Genomic DNA, 19071 nt, shown 5'->3' with positions numbered 1-19071 from the left:
CTGGCGGGACTCGCCTTCGATGAATCTCTTCATGGGCCACCTCGCTTACAACGGATGGCCTGATTTTATTTTTTGAACGGCACACGGGGAAGCGTTTTCACACAGCCTCGGCCGATCTGCGACATCGTAGCGAAATCGGCCCATCGAGGTGAATTGTTCGAGCAGCGGAAAAGCGGCCCTGAAGGACTTCAGCCACCGCAAGGTGCGTAGCAACCCAGCGACCGGTCATTGGGACGTCGCGTCTGGACTTCACCGAACAGTTCAATCCAGCCGACGCCTCGAACGAGCGTTGTCCTAGACTCCGTCTCCATGACACCGTTCCAGCGCAAGTTGCGCATTCGCCACCTGGAGGTCGTGCTGGCAATCGCCGATTTCGGCAGCCTCTCCAAAGCGGCTGTGCAATTGCACATGACGCAATCGGGCCTGTCGCGCGCGATCACCGAGGTCGAGGAGGCCGTGGGTGGTCGTCTCTTCGAGCGCACCGGCAAGGGCATGGTGTCCACACCACTGGGCGAAGCCATGTGCCGCCACGCGCAGGTGTTGCTGGGCGACCTCGACACCGCCGAAACCGATCTGCGGGCGGTCGCCAACGGGGACCTCGGCAGCCTGTCGGTGGGCTGCTTTTCCATGTTCAGCGGCTGGCCCCTGGCCGAAGCGGTGCGCGTGTTCCGCACTGGCCACCCGCGCGTCGCGCTCGCGATCCACGTGGGCATGCACGAGCGGCTGATCGAGGACCTGGACTCGGGCAAGCTCGACCTGCTGCTCAGCCGGCGTCTGCCGACCTTGAATCCGGAGATCTACCGCTCGGTTGACCTGATGGAGGACTCGGTGGTGCTCGCCTGCGCGGCCACACACCCGCTCGCAGGGCAGGACACCGTCACGCTCGCCAATTGCGTGGCCTGGCCCTGGATCGCCGCGCCTCCGAAGAACCGCGTGCGCATGGAACTCGAGGCGCACCTGCGCGCCACCGGGACGACCGTGCCGCAGATGGTGGGCGCGCTGTCGCTCGAATTTGCGACGGAGATGATCGCGGACGGCGAGTACCTGTGCATGCTCGCCGCCAGCGTCGGGCGCACGCTGGAGGCACGGGGCCTGTTGCACGTACTGCCGGTGGAACTCGCCCTCGACACGCCGCCACTGGCGGCGATCTGGCGCCGCGAACGCTCCAGCACCCGCCAGCTGCGCGAGTTCACCGCCGCGCTGACGTCGGTGGTTGCCGCGGCGGGACTGCAGGCAGGAGGTGGTGAAAAGAACTGAGGGTATGCGGGTTGCGCAAGGATGCGATCGAACGCCGCATGCCTCGGCGGCCGGCATCGCTCCTACGATTCTCGTTCCAGCAACAAGGACAAGGGTTCGGGAACGATGACAGGCGCAGTCCATGCAGTGATGCCACAGGGTACCGTCACGGGCGTCCGCGATGGGGAGGCCTGCCGCTTCAGCGCGATCCCCTATGCGCAGGCGCCGGTGGGCGAATTGCGTTTCCGCCCGCCGGTGCCGGCCGTGTGGCGCGGCCCCCTCGATGCGACGCGCCCGGGCCCCGTGGCACCGCAGTTGCCGTCGCGGCTGCGCGGCGCGATGGGCGACTTCAACGCGCCGCAGTCGGAAGACTGCCTGCACCTGACGGTATGGACACCCGCCGCGGACAACCGCCGGCGCCCCGTGGTGGTGTGGCTGCACGGCGGTGCCTGGCAAAGCGGCGCGGGCGCGCTGGACTGGTACGCGGGCGCTCGGCTCGCGGCGCGTGGCGATCTCGTCGTCGTGGCGCCGAACTACCGTCTCGGATCGCTCGGCTGGCTCGCCGTGGCAGGCGAGACCGCGAACGTCGGGCTGCTGGACCAGGAGGCCGCGCTGGCCTGGGTGGCGCAGCACATCGATGCGTTCGGCGGCGACCCGGCGCAGGTGACCGTGATGGGCCAGTCCGCCGGCGGCATGTCGATCGCCTGCATGTTGATGCGCGAGCAGCCGCTGTTCCAGCGCGCGATCCTGCAAAGCGCGTCCATCGGCCGGGGCTTTCGCGGTGCCGAGCAGGCCGGCGAGATCGCGGGCCTGTTTCTGCAGGCCGCAGGCGTCGACAGCATCGAGGCCGCGCGCCGCCTCCCGGTGAATGCATTGCTGAAAGCCCAGCAGGCCGCGCCCGTGGTCGACTGGCTGGCGGCGGAAGGCGCGAACCGCGCCCTGTTCGGCCCGGTGGCCGATGGCGACGTGCTCCCCGTGCACGCGCCCGACGCACTCGCGGCCGCCAGCGCCAAGGTCGACACCCTCATCGGCTATACCAAGGACGAGATGGCGGCCTTTCCCGGTGCCGGCACGGCACCCACCGCCGCGACCTGGGGCGACGAGGTCTTCGGTGCCCCGGCGCGGCAATGGGCCGCCGATGCCACCGCCCAGGGCCGCAAGGCCTGGGCCTATCGGTTTGATTTTTCGCCGACAGACAACTTGCGTGCCTGCCACTGCATCGAACTGCCCTTCGTCTTCGATTCGATGGCGGCCTTCGCGGACGCGCCGATGGTGCGGGGTGTGAAACCGGACGACGCCACGCGCCTGGTCCACGCCCTGCAGCAGGCGTGGATCGCCTTCATCCGCCATGGCGACCCGGGCTGGTCCGTGTGGCCGGCGCAAACCGTTTTCTCCTGATCCGAACCGTGGAGTTTTCATGACCCCAGCAGACATCGACAGCATCAACCACGTCGGCATCGTCGTGCGCGACCTCGGCGTGACCACCACGCGCTACGAAGCCATGGGCTTCACGCTGACACCGTTTTCGCCCCACATGGGCGCGTGGAAGCCAGGCGACCCCGTGACGCGGCTGGGCTCGGGCAACCGCTGCGTGATGTTCGGCCACAACTACCTCGAGATCCTGGCCAACGAAGACCCCGCGGTGCCCAGCGCACGCCTCGAGGGCTACCTGAAGCACCACCAGGGGGGCCACATCATCTGCTTCAACTCGGAAGACCTGCCTTCCGTGGAGCGGCGCCTGCTCGCCAGCGGGCTGAAGACCTCGGGCGTGCTGCCTTTGCAGCGCGACGTCGACACACCCGATGGCGTGCGCACCGCGAAATTCGAGCGCGTGCAGTTCGCCCCCGACCAGTCGCCCGAGGGCTACATCCAGGCCGCCAGGCACCTCACGCCAGCGTTCGTCTACCAACCGCGTTACACCGCCCATGCCAATGGTTGCACGGAGCTGTCCAGCACCACCGTCGTGGTGGAAGACCTCCCGGCTTTTCTCGACCGCTACGCGACGTACACCGGCGCGCAGGCGCAGGCCGATGGCGGCGAGGCCACGTTCCGGTTTTCGCTGTGTTCGCGCCTGGTGCTGATGGACCGGGCCACCGCGCAGCGGCAACTGCCCGGCACGCTGTACCCGCCCCTGCCCGGCATCGCGGCCGTGGGCTTTCGCTGCCCGGATCTGGCGCGGCAGGCACAGCGCCTGCGCGAGCAGCGCATCCCTTTCAACGAGGCCGGCGGTCGCCTCGTTGTGCCCGCGGAAGAGGCCAGCGGCATCGCGGTCGTCTTCGAAACATGAACCCGCATCCCGATAGGAGAAACGCACCATGAAGATGAAGCTCAAAACGTCCCTGGCACGCGCCGCGCTGCTGATCCCGCTGCTGGCCGCCAACCTTCCACACGCCTTCGCGCAGGACTACCCCGGCGGCAACGTCCGCCTGGTCGTGCCCTACCCGCCCGGCGGTGGCGTTGACGGCCTGGCGCGGCCCCTCGCCGACAAGCTCACCGCCCTCTGGGGCAAGCCCGTGATCGTCGACAACAAGGCCGGCGCCGCGACCATCATCGGCAGCGATTTGGTCGCCAAGGCGAAGCCGGATGGCCTCACGCTGCTGTTCACCAGCGACTCCACCGTGACCAGCAATCCGCACCTGTATGCGCAGATGCCCTTCGACCCGATGAAGGACCTGGTGCCGGTCACGCAGCTGATCGACCTCTACCAGATGGTCGTGGTGCATCCCTCAGTCAAGGCGAACACCATGAAGGAATTCGTCGCGCTGGCCAAGTCGCTGCCGCAGCCGATGAACTACGCCTCGTACGGCTCGGGCAGTCAGCCCAACCTGCTGTTCGAGGCCCTGAAGCTGGAAACCGGCATCCGGCTGGAGCACATTCCCTACAAGGGCATCGCGCCCGCGATCCAGGCCACGCTCTCCAACGAAGTTCAGATGACGCTCGGGGGCGCGGCAACCACCGGCCAGTACTTCGCCGCCGGCAAGATGAAGCCACTGGCCATCTCGGCGCCCAAGCGCAGCGCGGTGCACCCCGATGTGCCCACGCTGGCGGAAGCGGGCTTTCCCGATATCGGGCCGCGCGCGTGGTTCGGCATCTTCGCGCCGCGTGGCACGCCGCAGGCCGTGCTTGACCGGATCAGCCGGGACATCGCCAGCACCATGGCCGACCCCGCCTTTGACGCCGCGCAGCTCAGCAGCAAGGGTTACCAGCGCGTGGGCAGCACGCCGCGCGAATTCGCGGCCTTCGTGGCGCAGGATTTCAAGCACAAGGGCCGCGTGATCAAGGACAGCGGCATCAAGCTGGACTAGGAACGTTCAGCCCCGGGCCTGCATCAGGTCGGATATGGCCCGGGCCTCTTGCTGCATGGTCGCGGCAATCTGCGTGCTGGTGGCCACGTTGAGGTGGCTGGACAAACCCGCCACCACCAGCGTGTTCGTCATGCGCCCCGCCGTGTCGAAGATCGGCACGGCGACCACCGTCAAGCCGCTGATGAAGTTGTCGCGGTCCACGGCCCATCCGCGCGCGCGGCTGAGTTCGACCTCTTTCTTCCAGGTGTCGAAGGTGGGCGCCTTGTCCCAGGCGATGGCGTTGAACTTCTTGCGCAAGCCGGTCCAGTTCTCGCCGCTGTACGCTGCGATCAGGCGACCGGTCGCGCTGGCGAGTTCGTTGAACTGGCTGCCCACATCGGTGTGCAGGCGAAAGGGCTGGTTGGACTTCGAGAGCGCGAGCACCAGCACGCCTTGTCGTGCCGTGATTTCCACGCCCATGGCGGTCACGCTGTGCGCGGACGCCAGGCGGTCCAGCGCCGGCTGGACCAGTTGCGCGAAGCCGCCGCCCGCGAGCACGCTGCGCGCCAGGCTGATCATGCCGCCCGCAAGCGTGTAGCGCTTGGTGGCGGGGTCGACCCGCACCAGGTCTTCGCTGACCAGCACGCGCAGGATGTGCAGGCAGGTGCTGGGCACGAGTTCCAGTGCGTCGGCAATGGCCTTCACGCCCAGGCCTTGTTTGGCCTCACCCAGCAGCCGAAGGATGGCGATGGAGCGGCTGACCGCGGGCACCGGCCGCACGCGAACGGGGGCTTTGGTTTTCGGTGCGGGCGCGAGGTCCTGGGTGGAGGTGCTCTTGTTCGGCATGGGGGGCTCGGGTTCGGTGTCGCATGATAGTTCAGCGTCCGCGCCACAGCGCCGTGCACGCCAGCAGCACGGCGGCCAGCGGCACGACCGCCTGTACCGACCCCATGGTGGCCAGCGTGGCCGCGCTCACGAGGAGCCAGGCCATGGCGCCGGCACGCAACACCCACAGGAGCGCGCGCGCACCCGCGTCGATGCCGATCAACAGACCCAGGGCGGCGATGGCGGTCGGGTCGGGCGCCAGGCCGATCACCTCGGCCTGGAACCACGGTCGACCGGCCGCCAGCGGCAGCAAGGGGTGCGCGAGCGCGGCCCACAGCAGCAGCCCCAGGCCGGCGCGCCATCGAAGAGTGGCGGTCGTGGTGCGCACCGTGTGCCGCACCGCGAGCGCCAGCAGGCCCAACGCGTGCAGGCCGAATGCCCAGGCGAAACCACTCGCGGTCCAGTTGATGGGCGCGTAGCGTTGCCAGAGAAAGGTGTGCGCCACGAACGCGACGGCCAGGGCGCAGCCGAACACACCGGCGCGCAAGCTCGGCGCATGGCGGCACCACAGGCCGACCACCAGCGCCAGCGCGAGCAGCACGAAGACCGCCTGCGCGGGCCACCACGCCGCGTTCTGCAACTCGAACAACCGCCACCAGGTGCGCGGCGCGAACATCAGAAGGTCCGACGGCCGATAGGTCCACCACTCGCTCATGGGCGGGTCTACAAAGCGGCCACGTCGCGCGCCATGCGCGCACGCAGCGCCGCGTCGGGCAGCGGGCCGCGCGCGGCGCCCATGTTCTGCCGCAGGTGCGCGACCTGGCTGGTGGCGGGAATGGCACAGGTCACACCCGGGTGCGACACCGCGAACTTCAGCGCCACCTGGGCCCAGCCGTCGCAGCCGATGTCGGCGGCCCAGCCGGGCAGCTTGTGCCGGCTCAGCTGGTCGAGCAGCGCACCCTGGCGGAAGGGCCGGTTCACCAACACGGCGATGCCGCGTTCCCGCGCGAGGGGCAGCAGGCGCTGTTCGGCTTCGCGGTCCAGCAGGTTGTAGGTGAGCTGCACGAAGTCGATGCGCTGGGTGCGCATGATGCGTTCGAGCTCGGCGTGGCGCCGGCCCTCGGAGGTGCTGATGCCCACGTAACGCAGCTGGCCCCGCGCCTTCATCTCGAACAGTCGCGGCAGGTGCGCTTCCCAGGCGAGCAGGTTGTGCACCTGCATCACGTCAAAGCGTGGCACGCCCCAGAAGGCGCGCGAGGCTTCCATCTGCGCGACCCCGCGCGCCGCGCCATCCACCCACACCTTCTCGGCCGAGAACAGCGTGGCGGGGTGCTGGAGCCGGGCGAGCGCATGGCCGATGGTGGGCTGCGAGGAGCCGTACATGGGCGAGCTGTCGATCAGGCGACCGCCGGTCTCGAAGAAGGCGCGCACCACCTCGGCACAGGCGTCGCGCGCCGTCGGGTCGTTCCCCACGTTGAAGGTGATCCAGCTGCCCAGGCCGACCACGGGCAGGGCCTCGCCGCTGGACGGGATGCGGCGTGTGATCACGCCGCCGCCGGCTTGCGCCTTCGCGCCGAGCGGCCAGACCGTGGCCAGTGCGGCGGCGCCGAGTGCGCCACCCAGACCGCGTCGCCGGCCGGGTGAGGGAAGACGGGACGCGTTGGCGGTGGGTGTCTTCATGCCGCGCCCTCAGGGTGTGAGTGAAAACGGTGGGACGCGGCGTGCGGGCACGAAGTTCCGCGCGGGGCTCAGCGGTTTACCGGGTCCGCGGCGGCGCGTTCATCCCCATCGGCCTGCGGTGGTTGGGGTGGTTGGGGCGGCGCCGCGCTCAGCGACGGCGGAATGTCGTCCTTTCCCCCATAGCCATTGCGGCGGCGGAACAGCTCGGTGCGCGCGAGCAGGATGGTGGTCACCGGCACCGTGATCGACAGGAAGATGATGATCAGCCACGCGTGCAGCGAGAGCCGCTCGTCCTGCGCCGAGAAGTAGATGATGCTGGCCAGCGTGACGCACCAGGCCGAGAAGCTGAACGCCAGCGCGGGCGGGTGCATGCGCTGGAAGAAGGTCTTGAAGCGCACCACGCCGATGGCGGCGGTAAGCGTGAACAGGCCGCTGAGGATCAGCAGCAGCGCCACCGGGATTTCGGCCCAGAGCGAGACACCGGCGGGCATCATCATTCGATCACCTCACCACGCAACAGGAACTTGGCCATGGCCGCCGAGCTGACGAAACCGAACACGGAGATCAGCAGCGCGGCCTCGAAGTACATCGCGCTGCGGTAGCGGATGGCCAGCACCATCAGCACCAGCATGCCGATGGTGTAGATCAGGTCCATGGCCAGCACGCGGTCCTGCGCGGACGGGCCGCGGTACAGGCGCAGCAGCGCCAGCGCCATGCCGAGCACGTAACAGGCGAGCGTGAAGACGATCGCGCCAAACAGAAAGGCACTCATTCGAAGATCTCCATCAAAGGGCGCTCGTAGCGCGACTTGATCAGCTCGATCTCGTGTTCTGCGTTGTCGAGGTCGAAGATGTGCACGAGCAAGGCGCTGCGGTCCAGCGCGATCTCCGACCAGATGGTGCCGGGGATCACGCACATGATGGCGGCCAGCACCGCCAGGCCATTGGGGTCGCGCAGGTCCAGCGGCACGGTGATGAAGGCGCCACGGGGCATGCGCTCACCACGCGCGAGGGTGCCGCGCAGCACGCGCCAGTTCCACTCGATCACGTCGCGGCCCACGCGCATGAAAAGCTTGAAGGCCACCCAGGGGTGGCTGAAGCGCACGGGCGTGGGGCGCAGCGACTGCGTGAGCAGCGGCACCGCGACACCGACCACCACCGCCATGAGCCAGTTGCCCACGCTGTAGGGGTTGGTGAGGATCAACCACAGCGCGACCAGCGCGAGCGACAGCAAGGGGGCGGGAAACAGGCGCCGCATCATGGCCGTTTCTCCTGCCCCGGCGCCGGCATGGGCACGCCCAGGCGGTCGGCGTTGGTGGGCGTGGGCACGGGCTTGACCGAGAACACGGCGTCGATGTAGCCGCGCGGCTGGTACAGCGAACTCGCGGTGGCCTGGGCGTAGCGCATCACCGCTTCACCGCGCACGGTGAAGAGCACGCACACGGTGATCAGCACGGCGATCGGCAGGTACTCGGCCACGCGCAGCAGGTGGGCGCCACGCTCCAGCGGCGCCCAGAAGAAACGGATGCCGGTGCGCGAGAGCGCGACCAGCGCGAACAGGCCGGAGACGATCACCAGCGCCAGCAGCGTCCAGCTGGCCGTGCTGACATCGGACGCGCCGGCCGGCAGCAGGAGCAAGGCCGAGAGCATGGCGAATTTGCCGATGAAGCCCGAGAGCGGCGGCAGCCCCGCCACCAGCACCGTGCAGCAGATGAAGGCCAGGCCCAGCAACGCGGTGGACGCGGGAATGGCGCGGCCGATCAGCACCTCTTCGTCTTCGTCGAGGTTGGCGGTGCGGGCGATTTCCAGGTCGGCCAGCGCGAACGGCAGGTGGTCTTCTTCGTCTTCGGGCGCGCGCTGGGCGTTCGGGTCGGTGCGCGAGCGGTCCATCAGCTCGGCCAGCAGGAAGAAGGCGGCCACCGCGAGGGTGGAACTCGGCAGGTAATAGAGCGCGCCGGCGGTGAGCTCGGGCCGCGCGAAACCGATCACCGCGAGCAAGGTTCCCGAGGACACGATGACCGCAAACCCGGCCAGCCGCGCGGGCCGCTGCGAGGCCAGCATGCCAATGGCGCCAAACGCCAGCGTGGCCATGCCGCCCCAGACCAGCCACTGGCTGCCAAAGCCGGCGGACTGGCCGGCCTCGGGCGAGAACAGCAAGGTGGACAACCGCAGCAGCACGTAGATGCCGACCTTGGTGAGCAGCGCGAACATCGCCGCCGACGGCGCGCTGGCGCTGGAGTACGCCGGCACCAGCCAGAAGTTGAGCGGCCACATCGCGGCCTTGGCCAGGAAGGCCACGGCCAGGATCGCGCAGGCGGTGTGCAGCAGCGCGCGGTCCTCCAGCGCCACCTGCGGAATGCGCGCGGCGAGGTCGGCCATGTTGAGCGTGCCGGTGACGCCGTAGATCATGGACGCGCCCACCAGGAACAGCGACGAAGCCGCCAGGTTGATCGAGATGTACTGCAGGCCGGCCCGCACGCGCGACGGCCCCGAGCCGTGCAGCAGCAGGCCGTAGGACGCGGCCAGCATGACCTCGAAGAACACGAACAGGTTGAACAGGTCGCCGGTGAGAAACGCGCCGTTCAGGCCCATGATCTGGATCTGGAACAGCGGGTGGAAATGCGCGCCGGCCTTGTGCCAGCGCGCCAGCGCGAACAGCAGCGCCATCAGCGCGACCATGCCCGCCAGCAACAGCATCAGGCCCGAGAGGCGGTCGAGCACGAGCACGATGCCGTAGGGCACGTCCCAGTTCGACGGCAGGTAGACACCGAACGCGCTGGGCCCGTCGCCCTGCTTGCTCCAGACCAGCAGCGCCACGGCCACCACCAGGTTGAGCGCGGTGGCGCCCAGGCTGATGGTGGCCTTGGTGCGGTGCTGGCCTTCGCGCAGGAACAGCAGCACGCAGGCCGTGACCAGCGGCAGCAGGATGGGCGCGATCATCAGGTGCGGCATGAGCGCCGCGGTGACCGTCTGGAACAAGCCTCCACTCACTCGGCGTCCCCCTGGCCATCCACATGGTCGTTGCCGACGAAGCCGCGCTGCGCCAGCAGCACGACGAGGAACAGCGCGGTCATGGCGAAGCCGATCACGATGGCGGTGAGCACCAGCGCCTGCGGCATCGGGTCGTCGTACTGCAGCAGCGTGGCGGGCAGGCCGGGCGTGAGCACCGGCTCGCTGTCCACCGACAACCGGCCCATGCCGAAGATGAACAGGTTCACGCCGTAGCTCAGCAGGCACAGGCCCATGATGACCTGGTAGGTGCGCGGGCGCAGCATCAGCCAGACGCCGCAGGTGGTGAGAGCCCCAATGGCCAGGGCCATGACGAGTTCCATCAGTGGACTCCTTCTTCGGGTGCGGTGGTCGGGTCCCCGGCCTTCAGGCGCGACGGGAGTCGGTGGCCGCGCACGGACTGGTGGCCCAGCGCGGTGAGGATGAGCAGGGTCGCGCCCACCACCAGGGTGAAGACGCCGATGTCGTAGAACAGCGCGCTGGCCACGTGGATCTCGCCGAGCAGCGGCAGGTTCAGGTGCGCCGTGTGGGTGGTGAGGAACGGGTAGCCGAACCAGAACGAGCCCAGGCCGGTGGCGGTGGCGATGAGCAGGCCGGCGCCGATCCAGCGCTGGGGATAGAGCTGCATGTGCGCCTCGACCCACTGCGTGCCCGAGACGATGTACTGCAGGATGAAGGCGGTGGAGAGCACCAGGCCGGCCACGAAGCCGCCACCCGGTTCGTTGTGGCCGCGCATGAAGAGGTAGACCGCGATCACCGCCGCGATCGGCAGCAGCAGGCGCACCAGCACGGCCGGCACCATGAGGTACCCCTGCGCGGTGTCTTCGGCCATCCCGGGGTTGACGAGATCGGTGTCCAGGTCGGGCGGCAGCGCCTGTTGCTGGGCCGTGAGTTCGGCGCTTTCCGGCGCGGGCCGGAAGCGGCGCAGCAGCGCGTAGACGGTGAGCGCAACGATGCCGAGCACGGTGATCTCGCCCAGGGTGTCGAAGCCGCGGAAGTCGACCAGCATCACGTTGACCACGTTGGTGCCGCCGCCTTCGGGCAAGGCGCGCTCCAGGAAGAAGGGCGAGATGCTTTGCGGAAAGTCGCGCGTCATCACCGCGTAGGACAGGCCGGCCATGCCCGCGCCCGCGGCCAGGGCCAACACCAGGTCGCGCGAACGCCGGCCCTTGGCCTTGACGCGCTCCCACAGCGTCTCGCTCTGTTCGATCTCCTCCAGCCGCTTGGGCAACCAGCGCAGGCCGAGCAGGATGAGCACGGTGGTCACGGCCTCCACCGAGAGTTGCGTGAGCGCGAGGTCGGGCGCGGAGAACCAGGCGAAGGTGATCACGGTGGTGAGGCCGGACACGCTCATGAGCGCCAGCGCGGTGAGCCGGTGGTACTTGGCCTGCCAGACCGCGCCCACGGCCGCGCCAATGCCCACCACCCAGAGCAGCGCGAACATGGGCGAGAAGGTCAATGTGTCGCGGCTGCCGGGCGCGAGCACCGGGTTGGGCACGGCCAGGCGGAACGCCGCCACCGCGCCGACCACCGTCACCAGCACCAGCAGGAACAGCTGGGGTTGCAGCCGCCGCGTGCCCAGCAGGCGCAGCGCGCTGCGGCTCGCGGCGGTGAGGCGCGCCATCACGTGGTGGTAGGCGCGCTTGCCGTTGAACAGGCCCACCACCGGCGCGCGCCGGATGCGGCCGCTCTGCAGGCGTCTGCGCAGCAACAGATAGAGCACGATGCCGCCGGCCAGGGCCAGGAAGCTCATCCACAACGGCAGGTTGAAGCCGTGCCACACGGCCAGGTCGAACGCGGGCAGCGCACCGCCGACCACGGGCGCGGCCGCGGTGCCCAGCACGTGCTGGATCGACCACTGCGGCGCGATGCCCACCACCAGACAGGCCAGCACCAGGATCTCGATCGGCACGCGCATCCAGTGCGGCGGTTCGTGCGGCAGGCGCGGCAGGTTGGCGCAGGTGTCGGGGCCGAAGAAAACGCGCGAGGTGAAGCGCAGCGAATAGGCCACGCTGAACATGCCCGCCACCACCGCCGCGATCGGCAGCACGCGCTGGAACCAGGGCGCGGCGCTCACGAACACGGCTTCGGTGAAGAACATCTCCTTGGAGATGAACCCGTTGAGCAGCGGCACGCCGGCCATCGCCGCGCCCGCCACCAGGGTGAGCGTGGCCGTCACCGGCATGTAGCGCCACAGGCCGGAGAGGCGGCGGATGTCGCGCGTGCCGGCCTCGTGGTCGATGATGCCCACCGCCATGAACAGCGAGGCCTTGAAGGTGGCGTGGTTGATGATGTGGAACACGGCGGCCACCGCGGCCAGCGGGCTGTTCATGCCCAGCAGCGTGGTGATCAGGCCCAGGTGCGAGATCGTCGAGTACGCGAGCAGGCCCTTGAGGTCGTTCTGGAAGATCGCCGCGAAGCCGCCGATGAGCAGCGTGATCAACCCGGAGCAGGTGACGATCCAGAACCACTCGTCGGTGCCCGCGAGCACCGGCCACAGCCGCGCCATCAGGAACACACCGGCCTTCACCATGGTCGCCGAGTGCAGGTACGCCGACACCGGGGTGGGCGCGGCCATGGCATGCGGCAACCAGAACTGGAACGGGAACTGCGCGCTCTTGGTGAACGCGCCGAGCAAGACAAGGATGAGTGCCGTGCTGTAGAGCGGGTGCGCGCGCACCACATCGCCGGCCTTGAGCACCACGTCGAGGTCGTAGCTGCCCACGATGTGACCCAGCACCAGCACGCCGGCCAACAGGCACAGGCCGCCCGCGCCGGTCACGGTGAGCGCCATGCGCGCGCCGCGCCGCGCGTCGCGCCGGTGGTGCCAGTAGCCGATCAACAGGAAAGAGAACAGGCTGGTGAGTTCCCAGAACAGCACCATCTGCACCAGATTGCCCGAGAGCACCACCCCGCTCATGGCGCCCATGAACGCGAGCAGGAAGGAGAAGAAGCGCGGCACCGGGTCGTCGGGCGACATGTAGTAGCGCGCGTACAGCACCACCAGCGAACCGATGCCCAGCACCAGCATGGAGAACATCCACGCGAAGCCGTCCATGCGCAGCACGAAGTTCAGACCGAGCGATGGCAGCCAGACGAACTCCTGGCGGATCACGCCACCGGCGGCGATCTCGGGGAAGGCCATCGCGGCCTGCACCGCGCAGAACAAGGCGATCGCCCCCGCCAACGTCGACTCGGTGTTGCGTGCGTTCGCCGGCAGCAGCGCGGCCAGCAGACTGCCCGCGAAGGGCAAGGCGACGAGAAAGATCAGGGAGACATGCATGGGCCTTTGAGTTTAGGGCCTGTTTTCGGGGAGCTGCGCTCGCATGGCCACAGGGCTTTTCCGACGCGCTGCGGTGCTGCCGCATCTGTGGCAGGATGCCCGGCTCCCTTCCTCGCGCACCCCATGTCATCTGCCCGTCACGGTCCCCTGCTCGCCATCCTCGTGGGCCAACTCTCGTTCGGTCTGCTGGCCATGACCATCTGCCTGCCGTCGATGCAGGAGTGGGGCGCGATCTTCGGTTCGAGCCAGGCCGCCGTGCAGCTCACCTTCAGCGCCTATGTGGTGGCGTACGGCGCGCTGCAGCTGTTGTACGGGCCGCTGTCGGACCGGCTCGGGCGCAAGAAGATCCTGCTGCTGGGCCTGGTGCTGGGCGGCCTGGGCTCCCTGGCCGCCGCGCTGGCCGGCGACATCACCACGCTCACCGCCGCGCGCGTGCTGCAGGGCGCGGGCTGCGCGGCCGGCATGGTGGTGGGGCGCGCGATGGTGCAGGACCTGTTCGAAGGCCGCGAGCGCACGCGCGCCATGGCCTACATCGGCATGGCCATGGGGCTGTGCCCGCCGCTGGCCACCATCGTGGGCGGGGAATTGCACGTGCGCCTGGGCTGGCAGGCCAACTTCGTGCTGATGGCGGTGCTGGCCGTGGTGCTGTTCATCGCCGCCTGGCGCTTCCTGCCCGACCCCAAGCCCGCCACCGAGCCACCGCAGACGCACTGGCTGCGCGACATGGCCTCGTCGTACGCGCAGCTGGCGCGCGCACCGGGCTTTCTGCTCTACGTGGCGATCCTCTCGATGACCACGGCCACGTTCTACGCCTTCCTCGCCGGCGCGCCCATCGTGCTCGGCAGCTACGGCGTGGGGCCGGCGGGCATTGGCTACTACATCATGTTCGTGCCGCTGGCCTACATCGCCGGCAACTTCCTCACCACCCGCCTGGTGCACCGCGTGGGTGAACGCGCCGTGATGCGCCTGGGCCAGGGCAGCACGCTCGCGGGCATCGGCCTGATGCTCGCGCTCGCGCTGGCCGGGGTGGACACGCCGCTGGCGCTGGCCGTGCCCTTGCTGCTGCTCGGCATCGGCCACGGCCTGCTGGTGCCGCCCACGCTCATCGGCACGGTCGGCCTCTTGCCCGCGCTGGCGGGTGCAGCCGCAGCCGTGGCCGGCCTGGCGCAGCAGCTCATGGGCGCGGTGGGCGGCTTCGTGGTCGGCCTGGTGCCGCACGACGGCGCGGTCAACCTGGGCTGGCTGATGCTCGGACTCTCGGCCAGCGCCGCCGTGGCGATGGCGCTGCTGCAACGCGGCCAGCAGCGGGCGGCGCCCGCCGTGAGCCGACTCTGAGTCCCGGCGGCCGCCGGTTTGCACCCGCGTCGCTATACTTTGCCGACCATGCTCCGCCCTTGGCTTGTTGCCGTTTTTGCCCTGCTCCTTTTGTTGGGCATGGGTGCGTTCGCTTTCGGCGACGCCCAGGGCCTCGCAACGCCCCAGGCCCATGGGCATGGCCAGGTGGCCGATGCCGCCACAACGCCTGAGAAGACCGCCAACACATCGGCTGCATTGGCCGACCACGGACTGAGCGACATGCAGTCCGATGTACCCGAATGCCTGAGCGTGGTCATTGCCACGGCCGCCCAAGGTGCGTCCTGGCACCTTCCTTCGCCACCCCTGGCGCAAGACCTCACGCCGCCCGTGCTCGACGGGCCGCAGCGCCCGCCCCGCGGCCCGCTTCCAGCGCTCGCCTGAGCGCTTGTTTCGCCGTGCGCGCATGACGCGGCACGGCACCCCCGTCTCCCCTGTTCTCTTTTTTCGCCAGCCCACTGGCGCCCTGTTCCATGGAACTGCTCTCCGACCCCAATGTCTGGATCGCGTTTGCGATGCTGACCGCGCTCGAAATCGTGCTCGGCATCGACAACATCATCTTCATCTCGATCCTGGTAGGGCGCCTGCCGCCGCACCTGCGCGACAAGGCGCGCCGCCTCGGCCTGGGCTTTGCCATGCTGTCGCGGCTGGCGCTGCTGTTCACGCTGAGCTGGGTCATGGGCCTCACGGCCGACCTGTTCAGCGTGTTCGGGCAAGGCATCAGCGGGCGCGACATCGTGCTGCTGCTGGGCGGTCTGTTCCTGCTGTACAAGGCTTCGCACGAAATCTTCGTCGAGGTGGAAGCGCGCGAACAGCACGCCCCCGCCGCCACCGACGAGGCCACGCTCAAGGCCGCGGGCAACAAGCTGTTCTGGGGAATCATTGGCCAGATCGCCATCATCGACATCGTGTTCTCGCTCGACTCGGTGATCACCGCCGTGGGCATGGTCGACCACATCAGCGTGATGGTGGCGGCCGTGGTCGTGTCGGTGGGCGTGATGCTGGTCGCCGCGAAGCCGATCGGCGATTTCGTCGACCGCCACCCTTCGGTGAAAGTGCTGGCGCTGGCCTTCCTGGTCATGGTGGGCATGGCACTCACCGCCGAAGCCTTCGACCAGGAAGTGCCCAAGGGCTACATCTATGCCGCCATGGCGTTCTCGCTGGCGGTGGAAGCGCTCAACATCCGCGCCCGCAGCAAACGACAACAGGTGGCCACGCCTGCCTGAGCCCCTTCTTTTTTTTGTTCGTTGTCTCTTCAAGGAATCCACATGAACCCGAACCTCGACCTCTCCTCGCCCATCGCCGCCGGCCAGCCCCTGGCCATGGCACGCAACCGCGTGCTGCGCAACACCTACTGGCTGCTCGCGCTGTCCATGGTGCCCACCGTGCTGGGCGCCTGGCTCGGCGTGGCCACCGGCATCACCGCGCCGCTCACCGGCTTTCTCGGCATCGCGGTGTTTCTGGGCGGCGCGTTCGCCTTCATGTTCGCGATCGAGAAGACCAAGAACTCGGCCGCCGGCGTGCCGGTGCTGCTGGCCTTCACCTTCTTCATGGGCCTGATGCTCTCGCGCCTGGTCGGCTCGGTGCTCGGCCTGGCCAACGGCGCGGGCCTGATCATGACGGCCTTCGCCGGCACGGGCCTGATCTTCCTGGGCATGGCCACGCTGTCCACCGTGATCAAGCGCGACCTGGGCAACATGGGCAAGTTCCTGTTCATCGGCGTGATCATGCTGATGGTGGCGGGCATCGCCAACGTGTTCATCCAGTCCGGCGCGCTGATGATCACGCTCTCGGTGCTGGCCATCGGCATCTTCTCGGCCTTCATCCTCTACGACCTCAAGCGCGTGCGCGACGGTGAAGAAACCAACTACATCACCGCGACCCTGGGCGTGTACCTGAGCCTGTTCAACATCTTCCAGAGCCTGCTGGCGCTGCTGGGCATCGCCGGCGGCCGCGAGGAATAAGCAGCGTCACATCTCGCCCATCGAGATCAGCGACAGCACGTCCAGCTGCATCAGCTCGTCCAGGGCGGGGTCGGGGCGCTGCCACGGCGCCGTCACCAAGAGCAAGGCGGCGGCCACCACCAGCGCGCCGGCCGCCAACCACAGCCGGTGGTGGCGCAGGCCGCCACCGCGCAGGACCGCACCGCCCGCCTGCGCCAGCGTTGCCTCGGCCGCGGGGTGGCGTTGCTGCCACTGCGCGAGCACGCGCGCCTGCAGCGCTTCGCTGTCCCCACTCCGCACCGTGTCCAGCAGACCGCCGCGCAGGCGCGCACGCAGGCTGGCATCGTCGTCATCGATGATGGTGGTGGTGTGCTTCATGCGGCGTCTCCCCGCCAGGCCAACCTCAAGTTGGTCTTGGCCCGGTGCAGCAACTGGTGCGCGCCGTTGGCGTCGATCTCCAGCGCGCGCCCGATGTCGGCCGCGCTCGCGTCGGCATAGGCCCACATCGCCAAGGCCATGCGCTGGCGGGCGGGCAGCTGCGCCAGGGCTTGCAGCAGCTGGTGCGGGGCCACCGAGGCAGGACTCTCTCCCGCGCCGATAGCCGCCTGTTGCGCGTCCTGCAAGGCGGTGAGGACGTCCGGCTCCAGGCCGAGTTCGCGCCGGCGCACGAGCTGCGTGCGGCAGCGGTTGAGCACGATGGTGTTGAAGTAGGTCGAGAGCTTCGCGCCGTGGGTGTCTTCGGGCCGCGCGCTCCACAACCGCAAGAAGGATTCCTGCACCGCGTCTTCCGCATCCTCGAGGCGCCCGAGCATGTGGCGCGCCATCGCCAGCGCGGGTGGGGTGAGCAGTTGCACCAGCGCGCGGGCACTGCCCGGGTCGCCGCTGCAGGCGCGCTGCCACAGCGCCCAGTCGCTGTCGCCGGGGCGCGCGCCCCACCAGCGCCGGGGCGCGTCGAGCAGGCCCACGGCCAGCGCGAGTTGCGCGCGCAACGCGGCCGGCGGTGGGGAACAAACCAGTGTGCTTGCTTGCATGGACATGGAAGGGCTCAGCGTGTCGGCAGTTTCTCACGCAAGGCGGCGCGCTCCTCGGGCGGCAGCCTGGCGAGCATCTCACGGCGTTGTTCCAGCAGTTGCTTGCGCTCCTTGGGTGTCATGGCGAGGATGCGTTCGCGCCGTTGCTGCGCCAGTTGTTGTTTTTCTTCCGGCGAGAGCGATTGCCAGCGCGCGCGCGTCTGACCCACCAGGGCCTGGCGCTGGGCGGGCGAGAGTTCCACCAGGCGCTCGCGCATCTTCGCCTGAAACGCCTTGCGCTCGGCCGGCGTGGCGGTGGCCAGTTCGCGCTGGATCGCTTCGCGCCGTTCGGTCTGCTGCTGCGGCGTGAGCTGTGTCCAGTCCTGCGGGTCGGGCACCTCGGGCGCGGCCCGCGCGGCACCGGTCACCACCAGCACCGCCATGAAGAAGAACCACGCGCGCATCACAGCCGCCACAGGCCGCTCGCGCCGGCGGGCGCACCGGGCAGGGCGCTGGCCAGCTGCGCGCCGCCCACGCCGAGGTGGCGCTGCAACAGCGGCGCGAGCAGCGTGCGGATGTCGCGCGTGGGGCGCAGGTCGCGGCCCTCGAGCAGGTCGCGGCTGCCCAGGCCGGGCCAGTCGGCCAGCACGCGGCCGCCGGCCACCGCCCCGCCCGCTAGAAAGGCCACGCCACCGGTGCCATGGTCGGTGCCGCCGCTGCCATTGAGCGTGGCCGAGCGGCCGAACTCGGTCATGACGAGCACGCTGGTGTCGGCCCAACGCTCGCCGAGTGATTCGCGCAGCGCGGCCAGGCCGGCGTCCAGCGCGGCGAGCTGGCGCTGCAGGCGCGAGACCTGCTGGGTGTGCGTGTCCCAGCCGTCGAGGTCGAGCCAGGCCACGTCGGGGCCGCCGGCTTGCGCGAGGAAGACGCCCGCCTGCCGTGCCAGGCCGGTGAACGCGGCGGTGCTGCCCGCACCCGAGGCCATGCCGCGCTCGCGGCTGCCTCCGCCCATGGTCTGCCGTTGCGCGAGCGCCTGGTCCAGCAAGCTGGAGAGCATGGGGTCGTTCTGGTAGGTCTGTGCGATGCGCGCCATCAGATCCGTGTCGGGCGCGGCGGCGCGCGTGGGCGTCCAGGTGCTGGCGCTGTGCGCACCGCGCAAACCCACCGGCATGGCGGGGCTGAGCGCCACTGCGCGTTGTCCGCTGGCCTCCAGCGCGCGGCCCAGCCAGCCGGTGGTCAATTCGAACGGCCGTTGCCCGCCGCTTTCCAGCAACTGCTGTGCGTCGAAGTGCGAGCGCTCGCGGTACGGGCTGGCCACGGCGTGCGCCACCAGCAGCTGGCCTTCGCCATACCAGCGGTGCAACTGGGCAAGCGCGGGGTGCAGCGCGAACGTGCTGTCCAGCGGCAGCGGGGCGGCCACGGTGGCGGTGGCATCGGGGTTGGGTGGGC

General features: G+C 69.2%; 21 protein-coding genes. 8 read left to right on the top strand and 13 right to left on the bottom strand.

Going from position 1 to position 19071, the window contains the following annotated elements; all coding sequences use genetic code 11:
• Positions 1-309 precede the first annotated feature (309 nt).
• The 4 genes from FFS09_RS28855 to FFS09_RS28840 all read left to right on the top strand — a co-directional run bounded on the left by FFS09_RS28855 (position 310) and on the right by FFS09_RS28840 (position 4541).
• Positions 310-1257: a LysR family transcriptional regulator gene (locus FFS09_RS28855; RefSeq protein WP_137922347.1), complete on the top strand. Its 948-nt coding sequence runs from the start codon at positions 310-312 to the stop codon at positions 1255-1257.
• Between the two features lie 129 nt (positions 1258-1386).
• On the top strand, positions 1387-2634 hold the full coding sequence (locus FFS09_RS28850) for a carboxylesterase/lipase family protein (protein WP_252374559.1): 1248 nt from the start codon (positions 1387-1389) through the stop codon (positions 2632-2634).
• Positions 2635-2653: 19 nt separating this feature from the next.
• Positions 2654-3523: a VOC family protein gene (locus FFS09_RS28845; RefSeq protein ID WP_171020255.1), complete on the top strand. Its 870-nt coding sequence runs from the start codon at positions 2654-2656 to the stop codon at positions 3521-3523.
• Between the two features lie 28 nt (positions 3524-3551).
• Complete coding sequence (locus FFS09_RS28840) at positions 3552-4541, top strand: Bug family tripartite tricarboxylate transporter substrate binding protein (RefSeq protein ID WP_137922344.1); 990 nt, start codon at positions 3552-3554, stop codon at positions 4539-4541.
• 6 nt (positions 4542-4547) lie between these two features.
• Here FFS09_RS28840 and FFS09_RS28835 read toward each other — a convergent pair whose 3' ends face one another.
• The 9 genes from FFS09_RS28835 to FFS09_RS28795 form a co-directional block, all read right to left on the bottom strand.
• On the bottom strand, positions 4548-5366 hold the full coding sequence (locus FFS09_RS28835; protein ID WP_137922343.1) for an IclR family transcriptional regulator: 819 nt from the start codon (positions 5364-5366) through the stop codon (positions 4548-4550).
• Between the two features lie 31 nt (positions 5367-5397).
• Entirely contained in the window at positions 5398-6060 is a 663-nt protein-coding gene (locus tag FFS09_RS28830; protein WP_137922342.1) for a DUF6064 family protein, read from the bottom strand.
• 8 nt (positions 6061-6068) lie between these two features.
• Positions 6069-7025: an aldo/keto reductase gene (locus tag FFS09_RS28825; RefSeq protein ID WP_137922341.1), complete on the bottom strand. Its 957-nt coding sequence runs from the start codon at positions 7023-7025 to the stop codon at positions 6069-6071.
• Positions 7026-7093: 68 nt separating this feature from the next.
• Positions 7094-7522, bottom strand: coding sequence for a Na+/H+ antiporter subunit G (locus FFS09_RS28820; protein ID WP_252374558.1), 429 nt, complete (start codon positions 7520-7522; stop codon positions 7094-7096).
• Positions 7519-7797 (bottom strand): K+/H+ antiporter subunit F, encoded by a 279-nt coding sequence (locus FFS09_RS28815; RefSeq protein WP_137922340.1) that lies wholly within the window; start codon positions 7795-7797, stop codon positions 7519-7521. Before FFS09_RS28815 ends, FFS09_RS28820 begins: the two co-directional genes overlap by 4 nt.
• The gene (locus FFS09_RS28810) at positions 7794-8285 is read right to left on the bottom strand and encodes a Na+/H+ antiporter subunit E (RefSeq protein ID WP_137922339.1); all 492 of its coding nucleotides are present in this window, start codon (positions 8283-8285) and stop codon (positions 7794-7796) included. Before FFS09_RS28810 ends, FFS09_RS28815 begins: the two co-directional genes overlap by 4 nt.
• Complete coding sequence (locus FFS09_RS28805; RefSeq protein ID WP_137922348.1) at positions 8282-9976, bottom strand: monovalent cation/H+ antiporter subunit D; 1695 nt, start codon at positions 9974-9976, stop codon at positions 8282-8284. The genes FFS09_RS28810 and FFS09_RS28805 overlap by 4 nt, the downstream gene beginning before the upstream one ends.
• Positions 9977-10011: 35 nt before the next feature.
• Positions 10012-10356 (bottom strand): Na+/H+ antiporter subunit C, encoded by a 345-nt coding sequence (locus FFS09_RS28800; RefSeq protein WP_137922338.1) that lies wholly within the window; start codon positions 10354-10356, stop codon positions 10012-10014.
• On the bottom strand, positions 10356-13316 hold the full coding sequence (locus FFS09_RS28795; RefSeq protein WP_137922337.1) for a monovalent cation/H+ antiporter subunit A: 2961 nt from the start codon (positions 13314-13316) through the stop codon (positions 10356-10358). The genes FFS09_RS28800 and FFS09_RS28795 overlap by 1 nt, the downstream gene beginning before the upstream one ends.
• A gap of 123 nt (positions 13317-13439) precedes the next feature.
• Between FFS09_RS28795 and FFS09_RS28790 the strand changes: the two genes are divergently transcribed.
• The 4 genes from FFS09_RS28790 to FFS09_RS28775 all read left to right on the top strand — a co-directional run bounded on the left by FFS09_RS28790 (position 13440) and on the right by FFS09_RS28775 (position 16633).
• Positions 13440-14651, top strand: coding sequence for a Bcr/CflA family efflux MFS transporter (locus tag FFS09_RS28790; RefSeq protein WP_171020254.1), 1212 nt, complete (start codon positions 13440-13442; stop codon positions 14649-14651).
• Between the two features lie 99 nt (positions 14652-14750).
• Positions 14751-15053, top strand: a complete 303-nt coding sequence (locus FFS09_RS28785) for a hypothetical protein (protein ID WP_137922335.1) — start codon at positions 14751-14753, stop codon at positions 15051-15053.
• An 89-nt stretch (positions 15054-15142) separates the two neighbouring features.
• On the top strand, positions 15143-15895 hold the full coding sequence (locus FFS09_RS28780; RefSeq protein WP_137922334.1) for a TerC family protein: 753 nt from the start codon (positions 15143-15145) through the stop codon (positions 15893-15895).
• Between the two features lie 42 nt (positions 15896-15937).
• Positions 15938-16633 (top strand): Bax inhibitor-1 family protein, encoded by a 696-nt coding sequence (locus FFS09_RS28775; RefSeq protein WP_137922333.1) that lies wholly within the window; start codon positions 15938-15940, stop codon positions 16631-16633.
• Between the two features lie 6 nt (positions 16634-16639).
• On the opposite strand, the gene FFS09_RS28770 is transcribed toward FFS09_RS28775, so the two are convergent.
• The 4 genes from FFS09_RS28770 to FFS09_RS28755 all read right to left on the bottom strand — a co-directional run.
• Positions 16640-16990, bottom strand: coding sequence for a hypothetical protein (locus FFS09_RS28770; RefSeq protein WP_137922332.1), 351 nt, complete (start codon positions 16988-16990; stop codon positions 16640-16642).
• A complete protein-coding gene (locus FFS09_RS28765) occupies positions 16987-17649 on the bottom strand; it encodes an RNA polymerase sigma factor (protein ID WP_137922331.1) in 663 nt (220 codons plus the stop codon). The genes FFS09_RS28770 and FFS09_RS28765 overlap by 4 nt, the downstream gene beginning before the upstream one ends.
• A gap of 8 nt (positions 17650-17657) precedes the next feature.
• Positions 17658-18086, bottom strand: a complete 429-nt coding sequence (locus FFS09_RS28760; protein WP_137922330.1) for a DUF3106 domain-containing protein — start codon at positions 18084-18086, stop codon at positions 17658-17660.
• The coding region (locus tag FFS09_RS28755) for a DUF1501 domain-containing protein (RefSeq protein ID WP_137922329.1) at positions 18086-19071 on the bottom strand (986 nt) is incomplete at its 5' end. The genes FFS09_RS28760 and FFS09_RS28755, both read right to left, overlap by 1 nt.

Origin of the sequence: Hydrogenophaga sp. 2FB (assembly GCF_005503365.1) — a bacterium.
GTDB lineage: Bacteria > Pseudomonadota > Gammaproteobacteria > Burkholderiales > Burkholderiaceae_C > Hydrogenophaga.
The sequence above is the reverse complement of the archived record's forward strand: the minus strand, read 5'-3'. Positions and strand labels throughout refer to the sequence as shown.

What these genes read in the sequence shown, in the direction of transcription:
- FFS09_RS28815 (WP_137922340.1), bottom strand. Translation starts at nt 7,797, where the DNA reads ATGAGTGCCTTTCTGTTTGGCGCGATCGTCTTCACGCTCGCCTGTTAC.
- FFS09_RS28800 (WP_137922338.1), bottom strand. Translation starts at nt 10,356, where the DNA reads ATGGAACTCGTCATGGCCCTGGCCATTGGGGCTCTCACCACCTGCGGC.
- FFS09_RS28775 (WP_137922333.1), top strand. Translation starts at nt 15,938, where the DNA reads ATGAACCCGAACCTCGACCTCTCCTCGCCCATCGCCGCCGGCCAGCCC.
- FFS09_RS28760 (WP_137922330.1), bottom strand. Translation starts at nt 18,086, where the DNA reads ATGCGCGCGTGGTTCTTCTTCATGGCGGTGCTGGTGGTGACCGGTGCC.
- FFS09_RS28825 (WP_137922341.1), bottom strand. Translation starts at nt 7,025, where the DNA reads ATGAAGACACCCACCGCCAACGCGTCCCGTCTTCCCTCACCCGGCCGG.
- FFS09_RS28795 (WP_137922337.1), bottom strand. Translation starts at nt 13,316, where the DNA reads ATGCATGTCTCCCTGATCTTTCTCGTCGCCTTGCCCTTCGCGGGCAGT.
- FFS09_RS28785 (WP_137922335.1), top strand. Translation starts at nt 14,751, where the DNA reads ATGGGTGCGTTCGCTTTCGGCGACGCCCAGGGCCTCGCAACGCCCCAG.
- FFS09_RS28765 (WP_137922331.1), bottom strand. Translation starts at nt 17,649, where the DNA reads ATGTCCATGCAAGCAAGCACACTGGTTTGTTCCCCACCGCCGGCCGCG.
- FFS09_RS28770 (WP_137922332.1), bottom strand. Translation starts at nt 16,990, where the DNA reads ATGAAGCACACCACCACCATCATCGATGACGACGATGCCAGCCTGCGT.
- FFS09_RS28810 (WP_137922339.1), bottom strand. Translation starts at nt 8,285, where the DNA reads ATGATGCGGCGCCTGTTTCCCGCCCCCTTGCTGTCGCTCGCGCTGGTC.
- FFS09_RS28840 (WP_137922344.1), top strand. Translation starts at nt 3,552, where the DNA reads ATGAAGATGAAGCTCAAAACGTCCCTGGCACGCGCCGCGCTGCTGATC.
- FFS09_RS28835 (WP_137922343.1), bottom strand. Translation starts at nt 5,366, where the DNA reads ATGCCGAACAAGAGCACCTCCACCCAGGACCTCGCGCCCGCACCGAAA.
- FFS09_RS28845 (WP_171020255.1), top strand. Translation starts at nt 2,654, where the DNA reads ATGACCCCAGCAGACATCGACAGCATCAACCACGTCGGCATCGTCGTG.
- FFS09_RS28780 (WP_137922334.1), top strand. Translation starts at nt 15,143, where the DNA reads ATGGAACTGCTCTCCGACCCCAATGTCTGGATCGCGTTTGCGATGCTG.
- FFS09_RS28850 (WP_252374559.1), top strand. Translation starts at nt 1,387, where the DNA reads ATGCCACAGGGTACCGTCACGGGCGTCCGCGATGGGGAGGCCTGCCGC.
- FFS09_RS28830 (WP_137922342.1), bottom strand. Translation starts at nt 6,060, where the DNA reads ATGAGCGAGTGGTGGACCTATCGGCCGTCGGACCTTCTGATGTTCGCG.
- FFS09_RS28855 (WP_137922347.1), top strand. Translation starts at nt 310, where the DNA reads ATGACACCGTTCCAGCGCAAGTTGCGCATTCGCCACCTGGAGGTCGTG.
- FFS09_RS28805 (WP_137922348.1), bottom strand. Translation starts at nt 9,976, where the DNA reads ATGCCGCACCTGATGATCGCGCCCATCCTGCTGCCGCTGGTCACGGCC.
- FFS09_RS28820 (WP_252374558.1), bottom strand. Translation starts at nt 7,522, where the DNA reads ATGATGATGCCCGCCGGTGTCTCGCTCTGGGCCGAAATCCCGGTGGCG.
- FFS09_RS28790 (WP_171020254.1), top strand. Translation starts at nt 13,440, where the DNA reads ATGTCATCTGCCCGTCACGGTCCCCTGCTCGCCATCCTCGTGGGCCAA.